Below are 23,831 nucleotides of genomic sequence, written 5' to 3'. Positions count from 1 at the left end.
TGCTCTAGAGCGACGTGACGTGAATGAGTTCGTCACCCTCATCCGTGACTGCGACGACCCAAGAGCATACCTGCGTGCTTTCATGCAGCAGGCCACCACGGAGCTCGGCCGCCGCCTTGTCGGCGGCCCCTCGGGCGATGACAGGATCTGGCAGATCGACTCCTTCCTTATCCCAGATGAACTGCTCCTTCGAGCGGAGATGGAAGTAGTAACGGGGCATCTCGTTCCCCTCTGTTGCAGCGATCGTCTGACGATGATGGAATACTCACCCGGACCGCACTTTTTGCGGTGTGGAGGCACACGCTACAGAGAAAGAACAAAGACAATCCGGCCTGACTCGTCCGTAATGACAGTGGTTCTGTTGGGCAAGCTCTGGATAAAGCACAACACATGCTCCCAGGACGCCTGAGCGGCCTGAGACTCCTCTCCCCGCGCTGTTCTCAAGTTCGGCAGGTCGACACCTTCCCTATCCAGGATGAACCGATCCCCATGCTGAACGTGGAAATGATAGCGAGGCATGGCAGTTCCTCACCTTTTTCTGACTGCAGACTACACGCCCTGAGCTTGAGCGCCTTAACACAGGTTACGAGACATGGCAGTTATAGTTGTTTTCCGGAAACGATTGCTTTCAGCCCGCCATTTATACAGAAAGTGCCCGCTCAGAGCTGCATCACCCCCGTATTGAACGTGATCACCATGACCCTCCACTGCGTATGGCGCGCGGCAATGTCCGCTGAGACATGGAAAGACTTGCAGAGGTGGAACGATTCATCGGCGATCTCCTTCGTGAGCAATAGGATCGATCACCTTCCCTTCGCAACTGCATTTCATTGAGCTGTCGATGACGATGGCAGGCTATCTCCGCGAACCATTCGGTGAATGGACGCTCAATGCTGATGGTTTCCTCTCGTCATGCCCATCTTTGAGGCATCTAGCGACATTTTCAGACATGCGGGCCGGTATGATGGACCGGACATCATCGCAACGTCTCTCTGAATTGTTCGCCCAATAAACTTTAGAGTAGTTTCTTAACCTATGAGTAAGTCGCCATCACCTTCATGATGACTACCTCCTATGCGGGTCAATCCTCAGGAATAACCCACAAAAAATCACTCAAAGCTGGTTAAGCAGGCTGTCTTCCTTTTTCGACAGAGGATTGTCTGCATGGCCTTGTTTATCAATGCTTTGGATTATGGTGCGAAGGCAAATGATGCATTGGACGATACTGCCGCCCTCAATGCTGCCGTCAAAGCGGCTCACGATGCCTATCTTAAGGACTCTGCTGCGGGCCGTGTGACGGTCGTTCTGCCGGCGGGCACCCTGCTCGTCAAAGGCAATGGCGACAAGAGCGACGGTGCGGTCGAACTGCTCACCGGCACGGCCTTGCAGGGCGCCGGCATGGGCCAGACGATCCTCAAGGTTGCCAACGGATCGACGGGCAACATCACCGGCGTGGTGCGCACTCCATTCGATCAAGTGACGAGCAATGTGGGCCTGTTCGATCTCACCATCGACGGAAATCGCGACGCCACGATTGGCAAGATCGACGGCTTCTATACGGGTGTCAAACCCGGAAGTACGGAGCAGGACAGCGACATCCACGTAGCTCGCGTGGAGGTGATGGATTGCTCAGGCTATGGCTTCGACCCGCATGAGCAGACTCTGCGCCTGACGATCGAGAGCAGCGTGTCGCACGGCAACGGGCTCGACGGCTTCGTGGCCGATTACATCGTCAACGGCATCTACAGGAACAACATCGCCTACGGCAACGACCGGCACGGCTTCAACATCACCACGACGACGACCGGGCTCCTCCTGCAGGACAACATCGCCTACGGCAACGGGTCGACAGGCGTGGTCGTGCAGCGCGGATCGGAAAACATAGCTTGGCCGAGCAATGTCCAGATCGTCGGCGGCCAGTACTACGCCAACGTCAAGGACGGCGTCCTGCTCAACATGGCCTCCAACGTCATCGTCGACGGCGCCATGATCTTCGGCAACCAGGGCAGCGGCGTCCGGATCGAAGGATCGACCGGCAGCATCATTCAGAACAGCCACATCTTCAACAATGCGCAGGCCGGAGACAACCAGTTCGACGAGATCAGCATCCGCATGCGCCTCGATACGACCACCGGGCTGACGTACTATTCGACCAACACGCAGGTCCTGAACAACACGATCTACTCCGACGGCGCGATCGATGCGCGCTACGGGATCCGTGAGGAGCAGACGAACACCCTGGCCGGCCCCAGCGGCATCCGCCTGCTCGGCAACGTGATCTACGGTGTGGATTCCGGCGCGATCTTCACGTCACAGCAGACTTGGATCGGAAGTGCCAAGTCCAACTCTTTCAGAGGCACCGGGCAGGATGAGGGTCTGAGCGGCCGTTCGGGCAACGATACGATCCGGGGTATGGGCGGCAACGACTTCGTCTTCGGGGATGGAGGCAACGACAAGCTCTATGGGGATACCGGGAAGGACTATGTCTTCGGCGGGAACGGCCACGACAGCCTCAACGGCGGCGCCAGCAACGACATTCTGAGCGGCGATGCAGGCCGTGACGTCTTCATCTTCAGCACGAAGCTCGGAAGCGCCACGACGGATCGGAAGGTCAATTTCGATACGATCACGAATTATTCGGTGCGAGACGACTCGATCTGGCTCGACAACGCCATCTTCAGGAAGCTCGGACCGGGTTCGTCCGCCCATCCCACCGAGCTCAATGCGGAGTTCTTCAACGCGGGAAACAGGCCCAAGGATCAGAACGACTACATCCTCTACAACAAGAAGACCGGCATCCTCTCCTACGATTCCGACGGGGCGGGTTCACGCAAGCCGGTGGAATTCGCACAGCTCAAGAAGGGCCTTGCCCTGACCGATCATGACTTCTTCGTCGTCTAGAGCATCGGACCCGCCCGATCAGGCCGCGATGACGATATTGCGGCCGCCGCGCTTGGCTTGATAAAGCGCGGCATCGGCGCCCCGGAGCAGCGTTCCGGCATCGATGCCTGTTCCCGTAATGCAGCCGACGCTGACGGTCACCGTGGCCGAACCGCCCAGAGTGTTTGCCCCGACCGTGGAGAAGGCATGCCGGATCCGGTCCGCCACGAGAGGCGCCTCGCGGGAAGCCAGCGGCAGGATCGCGCCGAATTCCTCTCCGCCCAAGCGGCCGAAGGTGCCTTGTGGCAGATGGCTCGCCAGCACCTCACCGAAGATCGTGAGAATGCGGTCGCCGACATCGTGTCCGTAGCCGTCGTTGATGGCCTTGAAGTTGTCGAGGTCGAACAGCAGGCAGCTCGCCGGCCTGTTGCCGAGCCGGCCGAGGAGAAGGGAAGCGTTCTGCATGAAGGCGCGCCGGTTGGGAACACCGGTCAGCGGATCGACGAGAGCTGCCTGCTTGTACTCGAATTCGACCTTCTCCTTGGCCATGGACAGAAACATGAAGGCCAGCGTCGGCCCGAACATGACCAGCAGGAGTGCCATGGACGGCGACCACCGGCTGGCGATGGTATCGATCCAGGAGACGGAGGTCAGGGCGATCCCGAGCGTTCCACGGGACAGATTGAAGATGGCAAGCCCCAGCAGAAGCACGACTGCGACACGCGAGGAGGCCAGGGGCCGTGGCGCATAGCGTCCGAGTTCCCATGCCGAAAGTGCGGAATACCCACAGGTGATCAGCGAAGCGACGATCAGCCTGTAGCCGTGCGAGCTATAGATGAATGGAAATGCGCCGACCCAGACAGCCACGCCGGCAAGCGTCGCCGTCAAAGGCGCGGAGCGACCATTGAAGATCCTGCAGCCTGTATACAGGACGCCATAACACAGCAAGGCCAAGGCGTTCGCCACGAGCAGAATGGCGTAAGCCGGCTGGCCCTGCGCCAGGTTGGCCGATCCGATTCCTAAGGCAATGAACCAGAAGGCGCTGCCCCACCAGGCGAGAGCCTGGACCTTGCGGTTCAGCACCCAGGAGAAAAACAACAACGTTCCAAGCACTGCCGAAAGCAACACGAAGGCGACGGTGAGCGTGGCAGGATCAAGGACCATAGAAGCGGCTGCATGGAGTTCGGCGAGACGGCCGCAGACGAATCCCCACGGCCCATCCCGTAGGGAATGAATACCTGCGCTATCTCCCATCTGCCTCGCGATGTCCAGAACCCCGCTCTGCGACGGATCGGCGGACAGGGAAAGAAAGCGCCGGGAACGAAGGTATGCTCGGAGCATTTTTCCCTCACGCAGCATCCGAGAGGGAGAACTACATGGGCATGTACCATCGTCATGGCGTCCAGAGCACGGCGGCGATCGCTGGCCATCCGCTCCACCACATGCTGATTGTCTTCCCCGTCGCATTCCTGATCGGGGCTCTGGGAACCGACATCGCCTTCCTCGCCGTCCAGGATCCCTTCTGGGCCCAGGTCTCCTACTGGCTCCTGATCGCTGGCATCGTCACCGCTCTCGTTGCCGCCGTTCCGGGCCTGATCGATTTCGTGACGATCGACCGGGTGCGCAACGTATGGGTCTCCTGGGCGCATATGGTGGCCAATCTCGTGGTGGTCGCGTTGGCCCTCATCAATGTCGGCGTCCGCCTGGACGATCCGGCGGCCGGGGTCCAGGGCTGGGGTATCTGGCTGTCCGGCATTCAGACCGTTCTCCTCCTGTTCAGCGGCTGGCTCGGCGGCGAACTCGCCTATCGCTATGGCATCGGCGCGATCCGGGATTACAGCCCCAAGGCCGAACAGTTCCACGTAGAGGTGGACCGGGTGGACGTTGCCAAATCCTATGGACGCCGGAGCGGCTCGGGCGGCGTTTGAGTTCGGCAGAGGCGATCGCCTTGCCACGGGCGGACAGGGACGGCTAAACTCAAGCTTGCTATGAAGCGATGCGTCCTCGCCCTCATTCTTTCCAGCCTTGCGGCGACCGGTCAGGCGCAGGCGGCCTCGTCCTGCCCGCCCGGCTTTGCGATGCTTCAGGCCTCCGATACCTGCGTGCGGGTCAGCGGTCGAGTGCGGGCAGAGACGGCGATCGGCTCATCGCGTGTTCGTTCCTCCGACTCCTACCGGACGCAGGCGAGCGGTCGTGTCCAGCTGGACGTGAGGAAGCAGACGGAATACGGCCCCTTGCGGGCCGTCATCTCAGTCGGGAATCTGCGGCGCTGACGGCGTAAAGGAAGAGCGCCCGAAGGCGCTCTTCCGATCCGGGTCAGTACCCGTCGTCGTAGTACTCTTCTCGATAATAGGTCCGTCGGGGCGCCTCGTAGGCCCTGTAGTGAGGCCTGTCATAGGTCCGGTATGTCGGCCGGGCTGTCGCAGCGAGCGCCCCGCCAAGGATCGCACCGGTCACACCGGCCGCAATCGCGGCATTGTTGTTGTTCCGTCTCTGAACGTAGTAGCGCTGGGCCTTGTGGTTTTTGTAATAGCCGTAGGCATGGCCCTTACCGGGGCGGGCATCCACCGCGCCACTGAAGGATGTCGCGGCCAAGAGAGCTACGCTGATCGTCACCAAAAGCTTTTTCATCGTCATACTCCTGAACTCAACTTGCTCCTGAACTCAACTTGAGGCCGATGGTTCGAGAAAGAGGCCGCTGAACCGGCCCCTTTCCCAACCATTTCAGTTGCTTGTCATTACTGGTTCGGGCTGGTGCCCTGCGAGGAGGAGCCACCCTGCTGCGGCAGGCGCATGTTGGTGGAGCTGCTGCCGGAATTCGACGTGTTGCCACCCGAGTTGCTGTTCACATCCGTCCGGCTGCGGGTCGAGACGGTGCCCGTCGTTTCAGGCGCACTCGAGCGCGTCCGGCTCGTCGACACATTCACGTCGTTGGAGCGGCGCTGTTCGACCGACACGCCGACGCTCGGCGAGGTGTCCTGGGTCCGACGAACCGTCGTGCGGCTCCTCACGGAAACGCTCGGCTCGTTGACCTCCTCGTAGCGGCGCACGCTCCGGCGGCGAACCTCCACGGGCTCCTCGACCACCTGATAGCGGCGCTTCTTCGACACGACCTTGTTGGTCCGCTTGGTCTTCTTCACCGCTACTTTCTTGGTGGGCTTCTTCTTCACCACGGTGCGGTGGATCTCGGAATCGGGCTCCTCATAGGTGGTCACGCTGCGGCGGCGGGTCACCGAGACACTCGGCTCCTCGACTTCGCGGACCGTGCGGGAGTGGACGGACACGCCCGCGCGCTCGCGGGTCTCGACCCCGACCCGAGTGCCGGTTTCCTCACGATTGCGGACGTTAATCTGTGTACCGGAGCTCTCGCTACGGGTTGCACCTGTGGTCTCGCTCTGCGTCCGGTTGCTATTACCGGATTGGTTGCGCAGCAACGTGTTCGAGTCCGAGGATGATTGTGACGTCGTGTTGGTGTTCGTATTCGTCTGCGTGGATGTCTGGGCATAGGCCGCGCTGCTCAGCAAGAGAAGGGCGGCACCGAGAGCAATTTTCTTCACGGGACCATCTCCATAATAGTAAAGGTGCGAGATGAACGCCAACCTCTGGAGACTGTTCCCAACAACTTCAAGTAACGCACCTTACCCGATAATTTAGATGCGAAGATGAACATCCGTTCAAAATCCGACGCCTCAGCAACGTCTCGGACAGAAGCATTGAGGCGGGCAACGAGGCGTTCAACCGAATCTTTACCATCGCCATGAACGCTGGTCCTCAGACCCATACAGCTTAAGTTCACGTTTATCGTTCTAGCTTAGCGCTATCGGTCGTTCATCAGGAATAGCGCAGCCATGGCAGTTTTTCAGGCTTTCAATGCAGCGGGCGTGGGCTTCAACATGTCCAGCACCGGCAGCTCGGGCTGGGCGTTCATCGGGGCCGATCCCTCCGTCACGACGGACCTCGTCTATGACAGCGGTGCGGTTGCCGGGTACGACGTCTACGGCAGTGCCCTGGTGGATTACTTCACTGCCCGATACTGGAGCGATGGCTATACCGTCATCGTCGATGACCTGCTCTATGAGAATGACGGCTACAAGATCCTCTCCATCGAAGACCTCGATCTTTATACGACGGTCGACGAGCTTCAGGGCTATGCCTGGTATGTGACCCTCAACGGAGGTCACGACACCTTCTACGGCAACGACTACGTCGATATCATCCGTGGCGGGTCGGGCAACGACATCGTCTATTCCTACGACGAGGACGACATCGTCCACGGCGACACAGGCGCCGACAAGCTCTATGGACTCTGGGGAGACGATGATCTGTACGGAGGCGCCGGCCGTGACGCCCTGACCGGCGGTGCCGGCAGCGACTACCTGAGCGGAGGTGCGGACAGCGACCGGCTGACCGGCAACTCCGGCAAGGATTATTTCGTCTTTGACACGAGGCCGTCCAGCAAAAACGTCGACCGGATCGTCGACTTCCGGCCTGCCGACGACACGATCATGCTCGACAATCAGGTCTTCACCCGCGTCGGACGCGACGGCTGGCTGTCAAGCGGAGCCTTCACCACCGGTTCGGGCGCCCGGGATTCCTCCGACCGGATCATCTACCACAAGCAGAGCGGCGCCCTGCTCTACGACGCTGACGGCGTCGGCGGCGTTGCCGCCGTGAAGTTCGCCCAGCTGAACTCCGGCCTCACCCTCTCCAAGGCCGATTTCTTCGTACTCTAGACCAAAGCCCAGTTCACGGAGATAGCCCTGATTTCAGGGCCGTTTCCGCTTCTGAGACTGCTTGGTTCACCCGACAACCCATTCCTGGCCTGCAGCACAGTTAACTTGGCATTAGGTCGTTATGCTACTAAAGCATGACAGACCTACACTATTACCACTCCTCTTCTGCACCGCAGGGACGTATATACCGCACTGCAAACGCAAGAACAAAGGCCACCGGTCAAAGGGGCCGGTAACTGATTAGGAGCTTCCAATGTTCGTTTCTTACATCCTCTCTAAGGTCCGCAACTATATGCGTTATCGCGAGACCATCCGTGAGCTGTCGCTGCTTTCGGACCGCGAGCTCGACGATCTCGGCATCTCTCGCTTCCAGATCGAGAGCGTCGCTCGCCAGAACGCTTTCGCGTAGGACGTCGCTGCAGCGCAGCAAGACCTCAGCCCGCCTCCGGCGGGCTTTCTTTATACATTTGCCGGCGGGATTTCAGCGGCCGCCCGAGACCGGGAGGTTGGCACCGGTGATATAGGACGCGGCGTCCGATATCAGGAACAGCACCGCCTCGGCGATCTCCTCGGGCTCCCCAATCCGATTGAGCGGGATGTGGGGGCGAATCCGCTCCATTCGGCCCGCATCCTGGGTGCTACGTTCGTGGATGTCGGTCTTCGTCATGCCCGGAGAAACGGCATTGACGCGGATTCCTTCCCCGGCGAGTTCTTTAGCCAATCCGACTGTCAGGGAGTCGACTGCCCCTTTCGAGGCGGCATACCAGACATACTCATTGGGGCTCCCCAGGGACGCGGCGACGGACGATATATTGACGATGGTCCCGCCTTTCCCGCCTTGGCTCTTCGAGAGCCGTCGCGCCGCCTCGCGGGCCACCCAGATCGCTCCCAGCACATTGATGTCGATGCAGGCCCGTATCGTTTCCGCCGAGGCCTGCTCGAGCTTGCTGGACTTGCCCGTGATCCCTGCGTTGTTGACCACGTGGGAGACTGGGCCCAGCGCGGCCTCCGCTTCGTCAAAGAGACGCACCACATCGGCCTCGACGGCCACATCCCCCTGACACGCTACCGCTGCTGCCCCGGATGCTCGGCACGCGGCGAGCACCTGCTCGGCTGCCTCGCGTTCGGACCGGTAAGTGATGGCCACATCATAGCCGCGGGCGGCCGCAAGCTGCGCCACCGCAGCCCCTATGCCGCGGCTTCCACCTGTAATAAAGACGACGGGACGCCTGGATTGCATGGCGTTGAATGCCTTTCCAAAAGTAAACCGGCTCAACTTGACCAGGGCTCCCGAGGGAGTCAACAAAGCCGCTCGGGAGAATGACCATGAGCACCATCGAACCCATCCATATCGTCGGCGGAGGCCTCGCCGGTTCCGAAGCAGCCTGGCAGATCGCTCAGGCGGGTGTGCCCGTCGTTCTCCATGAGATGCGTCCCGTGCGTGGCACCGACGCCCATAGGACGGAGGGCCTCGCAGAACTGGTCTGCTCGAACTCGTTCCGCTCGGACGACGCCGAGACCAATGCGGTCGGCCTGCTGCATCAGGAGATGCGCTCCTTAGGCTCGCTGATCATGGCAAAGGGCGATGCCAACCAAGTACCGGCCGGCGGTGCGCTGGCTGTCGACCGCGACGGCTTCTCGGATGCCGTGACGGCGGCCCTCCAAGCTCATCCGCTTGTTACCATCGAACGCGGCGAAATCGCCGGCCTGCCGCCGGAGGAGTGGTCCTCCGTCATCGTCGCTACCGGGCCCCTCACCTCGCCCGCCTTGGCCGAAGCAATCCTGTCCCTGACCGACGAAACGTCGCTCGCCTTCTTCGACGCCATCGCTCCCATCGTCTATCGCGAGTCCATCAACATGGACATCGCCTGGTTCCAGTCGCGCTACGACAAGGTCGGACCGGGCGGCACAGGCAAGGACTACATCAACTGCCCCATGACCAAAGAGCAGTATGATGCCTTCGTCGATGCCCTGATCGCCGGCGACAAGGCCGAGTTCAAGGAATGGGAGGCCAACACACCGTACTTCGACGGCTGCCTGCCGATCGAAGTCATGGCCGAGCGCGGGCGCGAGACCCTGCGCCATGGGCCGATGAAGCCCGTTGGCCTTACCGATCCGCGCAATCCCGACAAGAAGCCTTATGCCATCGTGCAGTTGCGCCAGGACAATGCGCTCGGCACCCTGTTCAACATGGTCGGCTTTCAGACCAAGCTGAAATACGGCGCACAGACCGGCATCTTCCGCATGATCCCGGGTCTTGAGAATGCCGAGTTCGCGCGGCTCGGCGGCATTCACCGCAACACCTATCTCAACTCGCCCAAGCTCCTCGATCCGACCCTGCGCCTGACGGCGATGCCGCGCCTGCGTTTTGCCGGCCAGATCACCGGCTGCGAGGGCTACGTGGAGAGCGCGGCCGTCGGCCTGATGACCGGCCGCTTCGCCGCGGCCGAGCGGCTCGGCCAGCCGATCCAGCCCCTGCCCCACACCACGGCGCTCGGGGCGCTGATCAACCACATCACGGGCGGGCATATCGAGACCATCGACGAGGGGCCGCGTTCCTTCCAGCCCATGAACGTCAATTTCGGACTGTTCCCGCCGCTGGCCCATGCTCCGAAGGCCGAGGACGGCAAGCGCCTGCGCGGCCCTGCCAAGGCCGTTGCCAGAAAGAAGGCGCTGACCGACAGGGCGCGGGTGGATCTGGCGGCTTGGCTTTCGGGCCGCGCCCTGCCTGTGGCTGCTGAGTAAGTCAGCTTACACCGGCATTCCAGGATGCGCTGAATCACAGGGACGATACTCGTCACGACATGGCCGGGCTTGTCCCGGCCATGTCGGTCCGGAAGAGTGATCCGCTTTTCGGATCGAGATCACCGGCACATGGCCGGTGATGACGTAGTAGGCAAGGGAAGCATCGTTGCGTTCCTGGATCCCCGCCTTCGCGGGGCTGACACCAAGCGTTGTGAGATTCTCTAAAACGGCCCACGCCAAAGCGCCCAGACCCGCCGCCACTGCGGCAGGTCCACAGGTGTGTGGAATGGATCGTAGCCCCGCCGCTCCATGGCCTTGAGATAGGGCTCGACCAGCGCGAGCGGCTGGAAAGCCGGCTTCGCCGCGCCAGGAATGGTCGTTCGCAGTCTGCGCGCCTGTTCGAGGTGTCGGCGGGCGACCGCTCGCAGATCGGCGAGAGCACCCTTGAGCCCCGGTCCGCCGCGCCCGGTCACGATATCCTCGCGCACCACCCCATGGCGGGTCAGGATGTCTGCCGGCAGGAAGATCTGCCCCTGCCGCGCATGATGCGGAAAAGCGCGCAGAAGTCCGGTGATTGCGTAGGCCACACCCGCATGACCCGCCGCGTCCGCCGTGCCGGGATTGGAGCCGTTGGCGAGAATGAGACTCGAGAGCTGGATCAGGCTCGACGAGGTCTCGCCGCAATAGCCCTCGAGATCGTTCAGATTCGGCATCGGATCGTCATAGAGATCGAAGATCCGGGCATCGATGAGGTCGACGAAAGACTGTCGGGGCAGACGGAACTGAACGATGGTGTCATCGAGCGCTGCCGCCACGGGATTGGCGCGCACCTCGCCCCTCGCCTCACCCTGCAGAGCATCGCGCCACCATTGCAGGCGGATCTCGCCGACGAGCGCCTCGCGCACCGCCTCGCGAACGCGGGCGACCTCGAAGTTGAAGGCATAGAGCGCGTGAAGATGCGGCCGCTTGTCGGCCGGCGCGAAGAGGCTGGCCCAGTAGCGGTCTGGATCGGCCTCGCGCACGAGGGCTTCGCAATGCGCGAAGTTCGATATCGCCTGCGCCATGTCAGGGAACGGCGATCAGGGCGGCGCCGACCTTGCGGTTTTCGGCGAGCAGGATGTTGTAGGTGCGGGCGGCGGCGCCTGTCTGCATCACGTCGAGCCCGATCCCCGCCTCGCGGAAGCGCGTCCGAAAAGCGGCCGGAATCGCCGCAATATCGGCGCCCGTCCCGAGAAGCAGGAGGTCGATCGCATCGCCCTCGGCGAAGATCGGGTCGAATGCCTCGTCCGTCAGCTCGGCCACGGAACTCACCGGCCAGGCCCTGATCCCCGAAGGCAAGGCGAGCAAGGACCCGCGATGGGACATATCCGCAAAGCGAAAGCCGCCATTGCCATAGGCATCGAACGGATAGCGTCCCGGCAGGAAACCATCATAGAGGCGACCATTGTTCATGGTCTTACTCCGCTGCGGCGGCCCTGCCCTCCGCCACCTTGACGGTCTCGGATCCGCGCAGACCGATATAGATCAGCATGGGAGACGAAATGCAGATGGCCGAATACGTACAGATGACGACGCCGTAGAGCATGACCTGCGCAAAGCCCTGGATCGCCTGCCCGCCGAAGAGCACCAGCGCCAGAAGCGAGAGCGCCGTGGTGGTCGCCGTCATGATTGTACGGGACATGGTGGTGTTGATCGACAGGTTCAACAGCTCTTTGGCCGGCATGGCCTTGTAGCGGCGCATGAGCTCTCGGGTCCGATCGAACACCACCACCGTCTCGTTGAGCGAGTAGCCCACGATGGTCAGGATCGCGGCAATCGAGGTCATGTTGAACTCGTGCCGTGTGATCACGAAGAAGCCGATGGTGAGCACGATGTCGTGGAGCGTGCCGATGATGGATGCCACCGCCAGTTCGCGCTCGAAGCGGAACCAGAGATAGAACAGAACCGCGATCACTGAGAGCACGATGCCGATGGTGCCGGATTGGACGAGTTCGCCGGATACGCGCGGGCCAACCGTCTCGACGCGGCGGAAATCGTACTCATTGCTGAAGGTGTCGCGTGCCTTCTGCACCACGGCGGTTTGCGCCGCTTCCCCACCGGACTGGATGGGGAAACGCAGGGAGACCTCGCCGGTGGTGCCGAATTCCTGCACCTCCACATCGCCGAAGCCGAAGCTCTCCGCCGTCTGGCGGATCTGGGCGACATTGGCCTGACCGGACTTGGCCTGGATCTCCATGAGCGTGCCGCCCTTGAAGTCGATGCCGAAGTTGAGTCCGACCGTCATGAGCACGATCGCCGTCGCCACCGAAATCAGGGCGGACAGCGGGAAGGAGAAGCGCCGAAGGCGCATGAAGTCGAAGTGGGAGTTTTCGGGCCAAAGGCGTACGAGGCGCACGATACTCACTCCTTAAAACGGAAGAACTTTGGGACGCATCCACTGATACCAGAGCGCGATCATCATGCGCGTCAGGGTGACGGCGGTGATCACGGTCGTCAGGATGCCGAGAATGAACACGACGGCGAAGCCGCGCACGGGGCCGGAGCCGAGGAAGAACAGGATCACGGCCGCAATGGCCATGGTGCTGTTGGAGTCCACGATGGTGGCGAAAGCCCGGTCGAAGCCGGCCTGGATGCCCGACACGATGGACCGCCCGGCATGCACCTCTTCGCGGATGCGCTCGTAAATGAGCACGTTCGAGTCCACGGCCGTGCCGATGGTGAGAACGATGCCTGCAATGCCCGGCAGGGTGAGCGTTGCTTCCAGCACCGACATGAGGCCGAAGATGAGGCCCACATGGACGAGGAGCGCGATGTTCGCGATGAGACCGAAGACGCCATAGGTCGCGAACATGAAGAGGATCACGAAAACGGCCGCCACATAGGTTGCCGTCTTGCCCGCCTCGATAGAGTCGCGCCCCAGGCCCGGGCCGACGGTGCGCTCCTCGACGATAGTGAGCTTGGCAGGCAGAGCGCCGGAGCGCAGCAGGACTGCGAGGTTGTTGACCTGCTCGACCGTGAAGCTGCCCGAAATCTGGCCTGAACCACCCGTGATGGGCGACTGGATCGTCGGGGCCGAGATCACCCTGTTGTCGAGGACGATGGCGAGACTACGCCCGAGGTTTTCCGTGGTCGCCTGGCCGAAGCGCTGCGCACCGCGGATGTTGAAGCGGAAATTGACGATGGGCTGGCGCGTCTGGCTGTCGAAGGCAGGCTGGGCGTCCGTCAGGTCGCCGCCTTCGGCGATCACCCGGCGCTCGACCGGAACGCGCTGGCCACCCGCATCCTCCATCGGAAGCATGTCTACATCGGTCGCGCCCGGTTGCGCGAGCAGACGGAATTCGAGATTGCCGGTCTCGCCCAGAAGCGCCTTCAGCTGCTGCGGATCCTGGAGCCCTGGAACCTGGACGAGAATGCGGTCGGCACCTTGACGCTGGATGCTGGGTTCGGTGGTTCCGCCGAAATCGATACGGCGACGAACGACCTCGATGGACTGATCGACGGCGCGACGCACGCGCTCATTGATCCCGGCATCCGTATAGGTCAGCGTGATCACGCCGTCCGGCGTGGTGGTGATCTCGATGGCATTGTTGCCGGTCTGGCCCAGGACGGTATTGCCGATGGGCTGCGACAACTCGCGCAGGCGAGGCAGGAGGCGTTCGCGGTCGGCCGCATCCGGCACGCGGATCTGCACGCCGCGGGGCGTCGTCTGAATGCCGTTCTGGGACGAAACGCGGGTGTCGCGAAGAATGCGGCGGACGTCGTCGCGCAATATTGTGATCTGCGCCCTCAGCAGATCTTGGCCGTCAACCTCGAGGAGAACGTGCGAGCCGCCCTGCAGGTCGAGGCCCAGCACGATGGCCCGGGACGGGATGAGCCAGGAGGGAACCCAGCTCGGGACGGCATTCAGGAAAGCCTGACGCTGCTCGCGATTCATCGTGCTCGGAACCGCAAGAAGCAGGCCGATCACAATGATCGCCACGGTGGCGATGATTTTCGACCTCGAGAAGCGCAGCATCGTCAGCTCAACCTTTCTCACACACCCTGCCGCATCGTTCTGCGGCGAACCGGCCCTTTCGGATAGGAAGGGCCGGCTTCTTGTTACATCAGGCCTTGACCGGCTCGCTCTTGGAGCGAACTTCGGAGATCATGGCCCGGGCCACCTTCACCTTCACGCCATCGGCGATTTCGACTTCGACATCGGCCGAATCCTCGACAACCTTGGTCACCTTGCCGATGATGCCGCCGGAGGTGACGACCGTATCGCCGCGGCGCACGTTCTTGATCAGCTCCTGGTGGGCCTTCACCCGGCGCTGCTGGGGCCGGATGATCAGGAACCACATGATGACGAATATGAGGATGAACGGTACGAATTGAAGGATCATCTCCGTTCCGCCCCCGGCAGGGGCCCTTGTGCGAAGGCAGGTGAAATGAACAAGCGGCTCTCCATGGATAAAGGCGCGTGGCGGGCCCTTTTTGGGCCCACCCGCGCCAGACGGGATTACAAAGCGTGGCGGACTATACTCATCGACTCGCCGAAATCAATGAAGTTGAAGGCCTTTCCCAAGGCTCCTGCAGGGCCACAGCCCCGTCTTCCATGGACCGGGAAGCGGTTTTTGCGCTAAGCACGGCTTCCTCACCGTTTCTTGAAGTCAGATGCCCATGCCCGCCGATCTCACCTCCCCCGAATCCCTGGCGCTTTTGACGCGCATCGTCGACGCCCTGGAACGTCTCGCTCCCGCCGGCACGGTTCACGGCGATTTTACTGCAGCCGACGCCTTCGTCTGGCAGGCTGCGGGCCGCAGGCTCGCACCCGTTCCGAAGGTGAACCGGGTCGAGATGAGCCTTTTGCGCGGCATCGACCGGGTCCGGGATCAGCTGGCCGAAAACACCCAGCGCTTCGCCCGGGGCCTGCCGGCCAACAACGCCCTGCTCTGGGGCGCCCGCGGCATGGGCAAGTCGTCGTTGGTCAAGGCGGTCCATGCGGAGATCAACCACGCCAAACCTGGCGATTCGCTTCCCCTCAAGCTGATCGAGATCCACCGGGAGGACATCGAAACCCTTCCCGATCTCATGGGTCTGCTGCGCCCGGATCCGCACCGATTCATCGTCTTCTGCGACGATCTCTCGTTCGACGCGGACGATACCTCCTACAAGTCGCTCAAAGCCGTGCTTGAAGGCGGGATCGAGGGGCGGCCCGACAACGTGATCTTCTACGCCACCTCGAACCGCCGCCATCTGCTGCCGCGCGACATGATGGAGAATGAGCGCTCGACGGCCATCAATCCTGGCGAGGCCATCGAGGAGAAGGTGTCCCTGTCCGACCGTTTCGGCCTTTGGCTCGGCTTCCACAAATGCAGCCAGGACGAATATCTCGATATGGTCTTCGCCTATGTCGACCACATTGGCCTCAAGGCCGACCGCGACGCCATCCGGGCCGAGGCGCTGGAATGGGCGACCACCCGCGGCGCGCGCTCCGGGCGAACGGCCTGGCAGTTCATCCAGGATTTGGCCGGACGTCTCGGCAAGGCGATCTGAAACGACAAAGGGACGGTGGCTGAGCTCCACCGTCCCCTCATTCGATCGGCCTCGACATTCGAGGGCCGATCTAAACCGTTGGCTTGATCAGCCGCCGAGATGCTTCATCGGGTCGACGGGCTGCGCACCCTTGCGGATCTCGAAGTGAAGCTGCGGCGAGGTCACGTTCCCGGTCTGGCCGGAGGTGGCGATCACCTGACCGCGCTTCACCTGCTCGCCGCGCTTTACGTTGAGCGAGCCGTTATGGGCGTAGGCCGAGACGTAGCCGTTCTCATGCTTGACCAGGACGAGATTGCCGTAGCCCTTCACCTCGCTGCCTGCGTAGGTCACCGTGCCGGCTTCGGCAGCCTTGACCGGGGTACCCTCGGGGACGGCGATGTTGATGCCCTCGTTGCCGCCATTGGCGCCAAAGCCGGCGATGACGCGACCGCGGGCCGGCCAGCGGAAGTCACCCGAAACGCTCGCGGTCTGCTCGGGCTCCTGCACGGGAGCCTTGGCAGCCTCCGGTTGCGGAGCCGGCGCAAGCGGCTGAACGGCGGCAGGCTTCACAGGCTCAGGCTGGGTCAGAGCCGCCACCTTGGGCTGCTCGACGACAGGCTTCGGAGCGGACACCAGGGGCTTGGGCGCGGAGACCAGCGGCTCGTTCGTCGCGGATGCGACCTGCATCGGAGCGGACTTCGCGGGGGCCGGAGCCTGGGCCGTCGAGGTCATGCCCGGACGGACGCGCTTGGTCGGCTCGGCGGCGGCAATCGGTGTAGCTGGGGCCGGCACCTTCGAAGTGTCGACGAGGCGGAACTTGGGCTGGCTGACAGGCTGGGCCGACGCGGTGTGAGCAACCGGCATGGGGCGCGGCTGGATCGGAGCGGGAGCGGAGGCGATGCGGGAAGGCTGCGACAGGGACTGGGACTGCACGGGAGGCAGAGCCTGCGCCTGAACCGAAGGCGTCGGCATCGGAGCTGTCGCATAGGACGGGGGAGGCTGAGGCGCGGGCGATGCGCTGGTGTCCATCCGCTCGCTGGCCGCGAAGGGGTTGGAGAACGGGTTCTCTGCGAACCGCGCACTATCGGTACTGCACGCCGCCGCCGCACTTCCGATCAGCCCCACCAGAGCGATCCGCGACACCGCAACCCAATGCCCAGAACACACACGCAACCGCATCACTCAACCCCAACCGAACGCAACTCGATGGAGCCATTAAAAGCCTGTTCTGGTTAAGCAACGGTTGACGTTGCGCGGTTTGTCGTAACCTTGTCCGAAAATATTTTCGATTCGGTCAGAGCGTCGCCGCAATGCCGGTGACGAGCGGCGAGATGCGCAGGGGCGCCCCGACCGATTGCGTTAACTCACCCTCGGCATTGCGTTCGATCCGCACGAGGTGCGGCACGCCCTCGATCGTGATCGCTCCGACCAGACGGCTGCCGGGCCCGAGGTGCGATGTCACGGTCTCCGGGATCTCGGGACGGGCGCCATTGAGCAGGATGCGGTCGAAGCGATCGCGTACCCGCGCAGCGAGGCCATCGCCCACCTCCAGACGGACCTTGCCGGCTTCCACGATCTTGAGGTGCTGGCCCGCGCTTTCCGCCAGTGTGTTGAAGCGCTCGATGCTCGTCACCTCCGCGCCGAGCCTTGCCAGCAGCGCGGTCACATAGCCGCTGCCGGTGCCGACTTCCAAGATCCGCTGGCCGGGTTGGACACCAAGTGCCAGCAGCATGGCGGCGACCGTGGCAGGTCCCGTCATGGTCTGGCCGCAGGGCAGCGGCAGGGCCACATCGGTGCGGGCGAGATCGGTGAAGCGGCGCGGGGCGAACACCTCGCGCGGCACGAGCTCCATGGCCCTCAGGAGAGCCGTGTCGCGGATGCCTTTGGCGCGCAGGGACAGAATGAAGGATGCGGCACCGATCGCCTGCTGCTCGTCGCGGGTTTCCGCTTCGGGCAGGAAAGGCATGTCCTGGTTCATCGCACCAGCTCTCTCATCAGCCGAAGGCCTGCGCGTATCGCGTCAGCGTCGGCTCGTCCGTCATGTCGATGCGAAGCGGCGTGACCGCGATGCGCCGGTTGGCGATGGCCCAGAGATCCGTGCCGTTGCCGGGCGTGAAGGGGCGGCGCTCGAAGGCGATCCAGAAGTAGGGATTGCCGCGCCCGTCGCGGCGCTCGTCGAGGCGCAAAAGCTCCTGCGTGCGCTGCCCCTGGTTGACGAGCGCCGTACCCTCGATCTCTTCAGGCTCGCAATCCGGGAAGTTCACGTTGACGAGGATGCCCTTGTCGATGCCCGCTTCGAGAATCCTGCGCACGACCTTGGGACCGTGGTGCTCGGCGCAGTGCCAGCGCGGCGCATTGCGCGTGCCCGGGCCGTAGGCCTGAGAGAGCGCGATGGAGGGAATCCCTAAGATCGTGCCTTCGATGGCGCCTGCGACCGTGCCGGAATAGGTCACGTCCTCCGCCACGTTCTGCCCCCGGTTGACGCCGGAGAGGATGAGATCGGGCTTGGCGTTCTGCATGAGATGGCGCACGCCCATGATTACGCAATCGGTCGGCGTGCCCTTGACGGCGAAATGCCGGTCGGAGATCTCGCGCAGGCGCAGCGGATCGTTGAGCGACAGCGAATGGGCGACGCCGCTCTGATCGGTCTCAGGCGCGACGACCCACACGTCGTCCGACAGGTTGCGGGCGATGGCCTCCAGGGTCTTCAGCCCTGGAGCATGAATGCCGTCGTCGTTGGTACAGAGAATGCGCATGTCAGACCTGACGTTCGATGCGGGTCATCCCGCCCATGTAGGGCTGGAGAACCGATGGAATCGTGACGCTGCCGTCCTCGTTCTGATAGTTCTCCAAAACGGCCACGAGCGTGCGGCCGACCGCGAGGCCGGAGCCGTTGAGCGTGTGCACGAAGCGCGGCTGCTTCTCAGCCGTCGGACGGTAGCGGGCATTCATGCGGCGCGCCTGGAAATCCGAGCAGACCGAGCAGCTCGAAATCTCGCGATACATCCCCTGCCCCGGCAGCCACACCTCGATGTCATAGGTCTTGGTCGAAGCGAAGCCCATGTCGCCGGTGCAGAGCGTCATGGTGCGGAACGGCAGCTCGAGTTTCTTCAGCACGTTCTCGGCGCTGACAAGCATGCGCTCGTGCTCGTCGGCCGAGGTCTCCGGCGTGGTGATCGAAACGAGTTCGCATTTCACGAACTGGTGCTGACGGATCATGCCGCGCGTGTCGCGACCTGCAGAGCCGGCCTCGGCGCGGAAGCTCGGAGTGAGCGCGGTGAAGCGCAGGGGAAGTTCATCCTCGGTGAGGATCTGCTCACGCACGAGATTGGTCAGCGTCACCTCCGCCGTCGGGATCATGCCGTAGCGCGTGTCCTTGAGCATCTTGCCGATGGCGTCGTGCGGCTGGCCTTCGAGAGCCGCGGCAACGATCTGCTCGAGCGAGTTGCCCGGGAAGGCCCAGAACTGATCGTCCTCGAACTTCGGCAGCTGCGCCGTACCGAACATGGCATCGTCACGCACCAGCAGAGGCGGGCTCACTTCCGTATAGCCATGCTCATTGGTGTGGAGATCGATCATGAATTGACCGAGCGCGCGCTCCAGGCGGGCTAGGCCGCCTTTCAGCACGACGAAGCGCGAGCCCGAAAGCTTCGCCGCCGTCTCGAAATCCATGAGGCCCAGGGCTTCGCCGAGCTCGAAATGCTGCTTGGCGCTGTTGAGCGTCGGTGGCGTGCCGAAGCGGTGGCGCTCCACGTTGCCGTGCTCGTCGGCCCCGACCGGCACATCCTCCTTCGGGATATTGGGAATAGCGGCCACGGATTCGAACAGGGCCTTCTCGGCGGCGCGCTCCGCCTCTTCCAGCTCCGGCAGCGATTCCTTGATCCGGGCCACCTCGGCCATCAGTTCCTGGGCCCGCGCCTCGTCCTTCTTCGCCTTGGCCTGGCCGATCTCCTTGGACAGGGCGTTGCGGCGCTCGGTGGCGGCCTGCAGGGCGGAGATGGCGCTCTTGCGCCGGTCGTCGAGGGCGATCAGATGTGCGGACAGGGGCTCCATGCCCCGGTTCCGGAGGCCTTGGTCGAAAGCCGCGGGGTTCTCGCGGATGGAACGGATGTCGTGCATGGGATGAGGACCTGCTTCGTGATGCGGCCCTGCCTTAGCGCATCGTGCGGAAAAGTGGAATTCGGTTATTCGCTGACCCGGCCCTTCGGGTCGCACCAGACGATGCGTTCACCGAAGGAAAAGCATCGGATGGGCCCCAGACATGGTGTCCGCTTTTGGGTCCGATGCTGAGCACAAGAGCGCCGCTTCAACGCTTGCCGAGAATGGCGGCCGATGGGTGCGAGCCTTTTCGGGCCCTACCCCTCTGCCTCGCGCGCCGCCTCGGCTTCCGCACGCTTCTTCTCGACCATGGTGACGGAGAGGATGGATGCCTCGTAGAGGAGCAAGGTCGGGACCGCGAGGGCGAACTGGCTGATCACGTCGGGCGGGGTGAGAACCGCAGCGATCACGAAGACAACCACGACGGCATAGCGGCGCTTGTCCTTCAGGAACTGCGAGTCGATGATCCCGGCCCGCGCCAGGAGTGTCAGGATGACCGGCAGCTGGAAGCAGATGCCGAAGGCGAAGATCAGGGTCATGATCAGCGACAGGTACTCGCTGACCTTGGGCAGGAACTCGATGGACGGGCTCGTGTCCGTCGCGAGCTGCTGCATGCCCACCGAGAAGCGCATGAGGAGCGGCATGGCGACGAAATAGACGCAGGCCGCGCCGATGACGAAGAGAACCGGCGTCGCGACGAGATAGGGGACGAAGGCCCGGCGCTCGTTCTTGTAGAGGCCCGGCGCCACGAACTTGTAGATCTGCATGGCGATGACCGGAAAGGCCAGGAAACCGGCGCCGAAGGCCGCGACCTGAATCTGCGTGAACAGGTATTCCAGGCCATGGGTATAGACGAGGTGCGCCTTCTCGGGCGAGCCGACGGCGAGGACGTAGGGCCAGACCAGCGCGTTGTAGATGTACTTCGCCCCGGCAAAGCAGGCAAAGAACATCAGCACGAAGGCGATCAGCGCCTTGATCAGGCGCGAGCGCAATTCGGTCAGATGCTCGATCAGAGGCGCGCGCGATGCCTCGACCTCATCCTCTTCAACGGCGGTGGTCATCCGGCTTTCGCGTCCGATTTTTCTGAGAGTTGTTCGGCAAGGGCGGCCTGTTGGGCCTCATACTCGGCCTCGCGCCGCAGGGATTCGGCGATCTCCTTCGCCGGGTCGACCGTCGGCGGAGGCGGCAGGTCGATCAGCGGATCGGTGGGATTCGGTGCCCGTCCCTCCACGACAGCCTGAACCGAGGAATCGGAGGTGGGTTGGGCTGGCGCCGGATCGGAAGACCCTTGATCGGAAGTCACCTGGGCGACGTCTTGCACGGCCCCTGGCTCAGGAGCCTTCTCGGGCGCCTCGATCGAGGTCTTCAATTCGTCCCGGATCGTCTGGATCGGGTTGAAGTTCGTGCTGCCGACCGAGGTGACGGAGTCGTTCACGCCCTGAAGCTGCTTCTTGACCTCGTCGAGCTCGGCCTCGCGCATGGCCTCGTTGAACTGGCCCTGAAACTCCGCCGCCATGCGGCGAAGCTTTCCGGTCACCTGTCCGATCGTCCGCAGCGCCTTCGGCAGATCCTTCGGGCCGATCACGATCAGCGCAACGGCGCCGATCACCATGATCTCACCCCAGCTCATGTCCAACATGACGTGGCCTCGAACCTGCCTTTTAGGTACTCACGCGTACTGAAACGCCACACAACGGCTGCGCACAAAAGCTTAGCCGACCTTGTGATCCGTGGTCACGGTGGTGGTCGTCGTACCGTTCTGATGGTCGATCGTCCGGACGGGCTCGGACGGCTGCACCGGCTTGGCCGGCGTCTCATCCTCGGACATTCCCTTCTTGAAGGCTTTGATGCCCTTCGCAACGTCGCCCATCATGTCGGAGATCTTGCCGCGTCCGAACAGAAGGACGACGATCAGACCCACGACGATCCAGTGCCAAATACTCGTGCCACCCATGGCAATTCCTCCTGCGCCCCAAAAGGCGCGGTTCTTCAATATGAACTCGTCGCCAACCTATGCGTCGGAGGCGGCGAAAACAAGGACATCCTTCGTATCGATCTCGATGCCCACATCCAGTCCCTCTTTCACGCCAACGGGATCGTGAACGCGTGCCTGGAGGGGGCGGTCCACCCCCTGCACGTCGATGTGCACGAGATCGACCTCGCCGAGAAAGCGACGAGACACCACACGTCCCGGCAGGCAGAAGCCTGCGGGCCTGAGCTTCAATCCCTGCGGCCGCACGCAGACGATGGCCGGACCATCCTCCATCTGCGGCGCCGGAAAGACGCCCACCGGGCAGGAAACCTGGCCATTGCGAACCACGCCCTCGATCTCGTTGAAGTCGCAGAAGAAGCGGGCTGCGAACAGGTTCGCCGGGCGTCGATAGATCTCCTCGGCCTCACCCTGCTGCATGATCGTGCCGGCGCGCATGAGCACGATCCGGTCGGCGATCCGCATCGCCTCCTCCGGATCGTGCGTCACGACGATGGTCGTAGCGCCGGTTTCTCTCAGGATTGCGACCGTCTCGTCCCGGATGGCATCGCGCATGCGCCGGTCGAGGTTCGAGAACGGCTCGTCCATGAGCAGGACGCCGGGGCGTGGCGCGATGGACCGGGCCAGCGCCACGCGCTGCTGCTCGCCGCCAGACAGGGTATGGGGATATTCGTTGGCGTAGTGCTCGAGCCCGACACGGGACAGGGCCCGACGCGCGGCGATCCCAACCTCGGAGGCCGAGAGATCCTTGAGGCCGAACATGATGTTCTGCAGGATCGTCATGTGCGGGAACAGGGCATAATCCTGGAACATCAGCCCGATGCCACGCCTCTCCGGCTCCAGGAAGACCCGTGATCCGCTGACCTCCAGGCCGTCCATCAGCACCCGGCCGGAGGTCGGCGCCTCGACGCCCGCGGCGATACGCAGCAGGGTTGTCTTCCCGCAACCGGAATGACCCAGTAGACAGATGATCTCCCCCGGCTCGACGGTGAGCGAGACGCCGTCGAGCGCCCGCTGACTGCCATAGACCTGGACGATGTTCTCGAAGGTAAGCTGGGCCGGGATCGATGCGCCCGCCGTGCCGCGCTGGCCCCAGCGGGGCAGACGAAACCGGTCGAGCGCGGACCCGGTAGGCTTTGCGATCATTCCTCGCCTGCCTCGGACTGGTGCATGTCCAGAGGCTGGAGGAGATCGTCCTCGAGCGGATCCTCGTCCTCGCGCAGGGCATCCGCGTCGGTGGGGACAGGCACCGAGAAGTCGGAGGGAACGCGCCCTTCGATAAAGCCCGCTCCCTTGAGTTCCTCGAGACCCGGCAGATCCTCGACGGCGTCGAGGCCGAAATGCTCCAGGAAGCCCGGCGTCGTGCCGTAGGTGACGGGACGGCCAGGAGCCTTCCTACGTCCCCTCAGACGGATCCAGCCCGTTTCCAGGAGGGTGTCGATGGTGCCCTTCGAGGTGGCGACGCCGCGGATCTCTTCGATCTCGGCGCGGGTGACCGGCTGGTGATAGGCGATGATCGCCAGGGTCTCCATGGCGGCACGGGAGAGCTTGCGCTGCTCGACCACGTTACGGGCAAGCACGAAGGACAGGTCGCTTGCCGTGCGGAAGGTCCATTTTCCGGCCACCCGGACGAGATTGACGCCGCGGAGCGCGTAGAGCTCGGTCAGGTCCTGAAGGATCTTCTCCACATCGGCGCCTTCCGGCAGCCGGCCGGCCAGTTCCTCGGCGCTCAAGGGCGCGGCGGCGGCAAACAGCAGCGCCTCGGCGATCCGCATGGCCTCATCGTGATCGGGCAGATGATCCGACTCTTGGCTGACCTCCGGAGCCTCCGCTTCCGGCCTATCGGCTGTATCTTCCTGCATGTCAGGCAG

The 23,831-nt window shown here is 63.0% G+C and carries 26 protein-coding genes and 1 pseudogene; 7 read left to right on the top strand and 20 right to left on the bottom strand.

Annotation, left to right across the window (positions count from 1 at the left end; translation table 11 throughout):
- Window positions 1-4: 4 nt before the first annotated feature.
- Together ACD578_RS05915 and ACD578_RS05910 are read right to left on the bottom strand one after the other, a co-directional pair.
- Window positions 5-220, bottom strand: a complete 216-nt coding sequence (locus ACD578_RS05915) for a DUF6894 family protein (protein WP_404291721.1) — start codon at window positions 218-220, stop codon at window positions 5-7.
- An 83-nt stretch (window positions 221-303) separates the two neighbouring features.
- Window positions 304-519, bottom strand: coding sequence for a DUF6894 family protein (locus tag ACD578_RS05910; protein ID WP_404291719.1), 216 nt, complete (start codon window positions 517-519; stop codon window positions 304-306).
- A 645-nt stretch (window positions 520-1,164) separates the two neighbouring features.
- Here ACD578_RS05910 and ACD578_RS05905 point away from each other — a divergent pair.
- Complete coding sequence (locus ACD578_RS05905; protein ID WP_404291717.1) at window positions 1,165-2,901, top strand: glycosyl hydrolase family 28-related protein; 1,737 nt, start codon at window positions 1,165-1,167, stop codon at window positions 2,899-2,901.
- Window positions 2,902-2,919: 18 nt separating this feature from the next.
- On the opposite strand, the gene ACD578_RS05900 is transcribed toward ACD578_RS05905, so the two are convergent.
- Window positions 2,920-4,221 carry a GGDEF domain-containing protein gene (locus tag ACD578_RS05900; RefSeq protein WP_404291715.1) on the bottom strand — a complete coding sequence of 434 codons (1,302 nt, stop codon included), beginning with the start codon at window positions 4,219-4,221 and terminating at the stop codon, window positions 2,920-2,922.
- Between the two features lie 35 nt (window positions 4,222-4,256).
- Here ACD578_RS05900 and ACD578_RS05895 point away from each other — a divergent pair, with 35 nt between their 5' ends.
- Both ACD578_RS05895 and ACD578_RS05890 read left to right on the top strand, forming a co-directional pair.
- A complete protein-coding gene (locus tag ACD578_RS05895) occupies window positions 4,257-4,808 on the top strand; it encodes a DUF2231 domain-containing protein (RefSeq protein WP_404291713.1) in 552 nt (183 codons plus the stop codon).
- 60 nt (window positions 4,809-4,868) lie between these two features.
- Complete coding sequence (locus ACD578_RS05890; RefSeq protein WP_152709157.1) at window positions 4,869-5,153, top strand: porin; 285 nt, start codon at window positions 4,869-4,871, stop codon at window positions 5,151-5,153.
- Between the two features lie 43 nt (window positions 5,154-5,196).
- On the opposite strand, the gene ACD578_RS05885 is transcribed toward ACD578_RS05890, so the two are convergent.
- Window positions 5,197-5,511 carry a hypothetical protein gene (locus ACD578_RS05885; RefSeq protein ID WP_404291711.1) on the bottom strand — a complete coding sequence of 105 codons (315 nt, stop codon included), beginning with the start codon at window positions 5,509-5,511 and terminating at the stop codon, window positions 5,197-5,199.
- Between the two features lie 107 nt (window positions 5,512-5,618).
- Window positions 5,619-6,437: a hypothetical protein gene (locus ACD578_RS05880; RefSeq protein ID WP_404291709.1), complete on the bottom strand. Its 819-nt coding sequence runs from the start codon at window positions 6,435-6,437 to the stop codon at window positions 5,619-5,621.
- A gap of 291 nt (window positions 6,438-6,728) precedes the next feature.
- On the opposite strand from ACD578_RS05880, the gene ACD578_RS05875 reads away from it, so the two are divergent.
- Window positions 6,729-7,613: a calcium-binding protein gene (locus ACD578_RS05875; RefSeq protein ID WP_404291707.1), complete on the top strand. Its 885-nt coding sequence runs from the start codon at window positions 6,729-6,731 to the stop codon at window positions 7,611-7,613.
- A 253-nt stretch (window positions 7,614-7,866) separates the two neighbouring features.
- Complete coding sequence (locus ACD578_RS05870; RefSeq protein WP_404291705.1) at window positions 7,867-8,022, top strand: DUF1127 domain-containing protein; 156 nt, start codon at window positions 7,867-7,869, stop codon at window positions 8,020-8,022.
- 72 nt (window positions 8,023-8,094) lie between these two features.
- On the opposite strand, the gene ACD578_RS05865 is transcribed toward ACD578_RS05870, so the two are convergent.
- Window positions 8,095-8,853 carry a glucose 1-dehydrogenase gene (locus ACD578_RS05865; RefSeq protein ID WP_404291703.1) on the bottom strand — a complete coding sequence of 253 codons (759 nt, stop codon included), beginning with the start codon at window positions 8,851-8,853 and terminating at the stop codon, window positions 8,095-8,097.
- Between the two features lie 86 nt (window positions 8,854-8,939).
- Between ACD578_RS05865 and trmFO the strand changes: the two genes are divergently transcribed.
- A complete protein-coding gene (gene trmFO / locus ACD578_RS05860; protein WP_404291701.1) occupies window positions 8,940-10,358 on the top strand; it encodes a methylenetetrahydrofolate--tRNA-(uracil(54)-C(5))-methyltransferase (FADH(2)-oxidizing) TrmFO in 1,419 nt (472 codons plus the stop codon).
- A gap of 221 nt (window positions 10,359-10,579) precedes the next feature.
- On the opposite strand, the gene ACD578_RS05855 is transcribed toward trmFO, so the two are convergent.
- The 5 genes and pseudogenes from ACD578_RS05855 to yajC form a co-directional block, all read right to left on the bottom strand.
- Window positions 10,580-11,422 (bottom strand): phytoene/squalene synthase family protein, encoded by an 843-nt coding sequence (locus tag ACD578_RS05855; RefSeq protein WP_404291698.1) that lies wholly within the window; start codon window positions 11,420-11,422, stop codon window positions 10,580-10,582.
- A 1-nt stretch (window position 11,423) separates the two neighbouring features.
- Window positions 11,424-11,810: an Mth938-like domain-containing protein gene (locus tag ACD578_RS05850; protein WP_404291695.1), complete on the bottom strand. Its 387-nt coding sequence runs from the start codon at window positions 11,808-11,810 to the stop codon at window positions 11,424-11,426.
- A 4-nt stretch (window positions 11,811-11,814) separates the two neighbouring features.
- Window positions 11,815-12,753, bottom strand: a complete 939-nt coding sequence (gene secF / locus ACD578_RS05845) for a protein translocase subunit SecF (protein WP_404291693.1) — start codon at window positions 12,751-12,753, stop codon at window positions 11,815-11,817.
- 12 nt (window positions 12,754-12,765) lie between these two features.
- Window positions 12,766-14,373 carry a protein translocase subunit SecD gene (gene secD / locus ACD578_RS05840; RefSeq protein WP_404291691.1) on the bottom strand — a complete coding sequence of 536 codons (1,608 nt, stop codon included), beginning with the start codon at window positions 14,371-14,373 and terminating at the stop codon, window positions 12,766-12,768.
- 88 nt (window positions 14,374-14,461) lie between these two features.
- Window positions 14,462-14,805, bottom strand: a pseudogene (yajC, locus tag ACD578_RS05835) (preprotein translocase subunit YajC).
- 212 nt (window positions 14,806-15,017) lie between these two features.
- Here yajC and ACD578_RS05830 point away from each other — a divergent pair.
- On the top strand, window positions 15,018-15,893 hold the full coding sequence (locus ACD578_RS05830; protein ID WP_152709145.1) for an ATP-binding protein: 876 nt from the start codon (window positions 15,018-15,020) through the stop codon (window positions 15,891-15,893).
- 87 nt (window positions 15,894-15,980) lie between these two features.
- Here the strand turns inward: ACD578_RS05830 and ACD578_RS05825 are convergent, their stop codons facing one another.
- The 9 genes from ACD578_RS05825 to scpB form a co-directional block, all read right to left on the bottom strand.
- On the bottom strand, window positions 15,981-17,051 hold the full coding sequence (locus ACD578_RS05825) for a peptidoglycan DD-metalloendopeptidase family protein (protein ID WP_404291689.1): 1,071 nt from the start codon (window positions 17,049-17,051) through the stop codon (window positions 15,981-15,983).
- Window positions 17,052-17,166: 115 nt separating this feature from the next.
- Window positions 17,167-17,850: a protein-L-isoaspartate O-methyltransferase gene (locus ACD578_RS05820; protein WP_152709143.1), complete on the bottom strand. Its 684-nt coding sequence runs from the start codon at window positions 17,848-17,850 to the stop codon at window positions 17,167-17,169.
- 16 nt (window positions 17,851-17,866) lie between these two features.
- A complete protein-coding gene (gene surE, locus ACD578_RS05815; protein ID WP_404291687.1) occupies window positions 17,867-18,628 on the bottom strand; it encodes a 5'/3'-nucleotidase SurE in 762 nt (253 codons plus the stop codon).
- A 1-nt stretch (window position 18,629) separates the two neighbouring features.
- Complete coding sequence (gene serS / locus ACD578_RS05810) at window positions 18,630-19,991, bottom strand: serine--tRNA ligase (protein WP_404291685.1); 1,362 nt, start codon at window positions 19,989-19,991, stop codon at window positions 18,630-18,632.
- Between the two features lie 236 nt (window positions 19,992-20,227).
- Complete coding sequence (tatC, locus tag ACD578_RS05805) at window positions 20,228-21,031, bottom strand: twin-arginine translocase subunit TatC (protein ID WP_152709140.1); 804 nt, start codon at window positions 21,029-21,031, stop codon at window positions 20,228-20,230.
- A complete protein-coding gene (gene tatB, locus ACD578_RS05800) occupies window positions 21,028-21,609 on the bottom strand; it encodes a Sec-independent protein translocase protein TatB (RefSeq protein WP_404291683.1) in 582 nt (193 codons plus the stop codon). Before tatB ends, tatC begins: the two co-directional genes overlap by 4 nt.
- Before the next feature lie 72 nt (window positions 21,610-21,681).
- Complete coding sequence (locus ACD578_RS05795) at window positions 21,682-21,924, bottom strand: twin-arginine translocase TatA/TatE family subunit (protein WP_152709138.1); 243 nt, start codon at window positions 21,922-21,924, stop codon at window positions 21,682-21,684.
- A 57-nt stretch (window positions 21,925-21,981) separates the two neighbouring features.
- Window positions 21,982-23,106, bottom strand: a complete 1,125-nt coding sequence (locus tag ACD578_RS05790) for an ABC transporter ATP-binding protein (protein ID WP_404291681.1) — start codon at window positions 23,104-23,106, stop codon at window positions 21,982-21,984.
- Window positions 23,103-23,822 carry an SMC-Scp complex subunit ScpB gene (gene scpB / locus ACD578_RS05785; protein WP_404291679.1) on the bottom strand — a complete coding sequence of 240 codons (720 nt, stop codon included), beginning with the start codon at window positions 23,820-23,822 and terminating at the stop codon, window positions 23,103-23,105. Before scpB ends, ACD578_RS05790 begins: the two co-directional genes overlap by 4 nt.
- Between the last annotated feature and the right edge of the window lie 9 nt (window positions 23,823-23,831).

Source organism: Microvirga sp. RSM25 (assembly GCF_044784385.1).
Classification (GTDB): Bacteria; Pseudomonadota; Alphaproteobacteria; order Rhizobiales; family Beijerinckiaceae; genus Microvirga; species Microvirga tunisiensis.
Note: the sequence above shows the minus strand (reverse complement) of the source record. Positions and strands in the feature narration are given on the sequence as shown.

Excerpts from the sequence above, each read along its gene's own strand:
- ACD578_RS05915 (WP_404291721.1), bottom strand. The coding sequence starts at position 220 with ATGCCCCGTTACTACTTCCATCTCCGCTCGAAGGAGCAGTTCATCTGG.
- ACD578_RS05910 (WP_404291719.1), bottom strand. The coding sequence starts at position 519 with ATGCCTCGCTATCATTTCCACGTTCAGCATGGGGATCGGTTCATCCTG.
- ACD578_RS05905 (WP_404291717.1), top strand. The coding sequence starts at position 1,165 with ATGGCCTTGTTTATCAATGCTTTGGATTATGGTGCGAAGGCAAATGAT.
- ACD578_RS05900 (WP_404291715.1), bottom strand. The coding sequence starts at position 4,221 with ATGCTCCGAGCATACCTTCGTTCCCGGCGCTTTCTTTCCCTGTCCGCC.
- ACD578_RS05895 (WP_404291713.1), top strand. The coding sequence starts at position 4,257 with ATGGGCATGTACCATCGTCATGGCGTCCAGAGCACGGCGGCGATCGCT.
- ACD578_RS05890 (WP_152709157.1), top strand. The coding sequence starts at position 4,869 with ATGAAGCGATGCGTCCTCGCCCTCATTCTTTCCAGCCTTGCGGCGACC.
- ACD578_RS05885 (WP_404291711.1), bottom strand. The coding sequence starts at position 5,511 with ATGAAAAAGCTTTTGGTGACGATCAGCGTAGCTCTCTTGGCCGCGACA.
- ACD578_RS05875 (WP_404291707.1), top strand. The coding sequence starts at position 6,729 with ATGGCAGTTTTTCAGGCTTTCAATGCAGCGGGCGTGGGCTTCAACATG.
- ACD578_RS05870 (WP_404291705.1), top strand. The coding sequence starts at position 7,867 with ATGTTCGTTTCTTACATCCTCTCTAAGGTCCGCAACTATATGCGTTAT.
- ACD578_RS05865 (WP_404291703.1), bottom strand. The coding sequence starts at position 8,853 with ATGCAATCCAGGCGTCCCGTCGTCTTTATTACAGGTGGAAGCCGCGGC.
- trmFO (WP_404291701.1), top strand. The coding sequence starts at position 8,940 with ATGAGCACCATCGAACCCATCCATATCGTCGGCGGAGGCCTCGCCGGT.
- ACD578_RS05855 (WP_404291698.1), bottom strand. The coding sequence starts at position 11,422 with ATGGCGCAGGCGATATCGAACTTCGCGCATTGCGAAGCCCTCGTGCGC.
- ACD578_RS05850 (WP_404291695.1), bottom strand. The coding sequence starts at position 11,810 with ATGAACAATGGTCGCCTCTATGATGGTTTCCTGCCGGGACGCTATCCG.
- secD (WP_404291691.1), bottom strand. The coding sequence starts at position 14,373 with ATGCTGCGCTTCTCGAGGTCGAAAATCATCGCCACCGTGGCGATCATT.
- ACD578_RS05830 (WP_152709145.1), top strand. The coding sequence starts at position 15,018 with ATGCCCGCCGATCTCACCTCCCCCGAATCCCTGGCGCTTTTGACGCGC.
- ACD578_RS05825 (WP_404291689.1), bottom strand. The coding sequence starts at position 17,051 with ATGCGGTTGCGTGTGTGTTCTGGGCATTGGGTTGCGGTGTCGCGGATC.
- ACD578_RS05820 (WP_152709143.1), bottom strand. The coding sequence starts at position 17,850 with ATGAACCAGGACATGCCTTTCCTGCCCGAAGCGGAAACCCGCGACGAG.
- surE (WP_404291687.1), bottom strand. The coding sequence starts at position 18,628 with ATGCGCATTCTCTGTACCAACGACGACGGCATTCATGCTCCAGGGCTG.
- serS (WP_404291685.1), bottom strand. The coding sequence starts at position 19,991 with ATGCACGACATCCGTTCCATCCGCGAGAACCCCGCGGCTTTCGACCAA.
- tatC (WP_152709140.1), bottom strand. The coding sequence starts at position 21,031 with ATGACCACCGCCGTTGAAGAGGATGAGGTCGAGGCATCGCGCGCGCCT.
- tatB (WP_404291683.1), bottom strand. The coding sequence starts at position 21,609 with ATGTTGGACATGAGCTGGGGTGAGATCATGGTGATCGGCGCCGTTGCG.
- ACD578_RS05795 (WP_152709138.1), bottom strand. The coding sequence starts at position 21,924 with ATGGGTGGCACGAGTATTTGGCACTGGATCGTCGTGGGTCTGATCGTC.
- ACD578_RS05790 (WP_404291681.1), bottom strand. The coding sequence starts at position 23,106 with ATGATCGCAAAGCCTACCGGGTCCGCGCTCGACCGGTTTCGTCTGCCC.
- scpB (WP_404291679.1), bottom strand. The coding sequence starts at position 23,822 with ATGCAGGAAGATACAGCCGATAGGCCGGAAGCGGAGGCTCCGGAGGTC.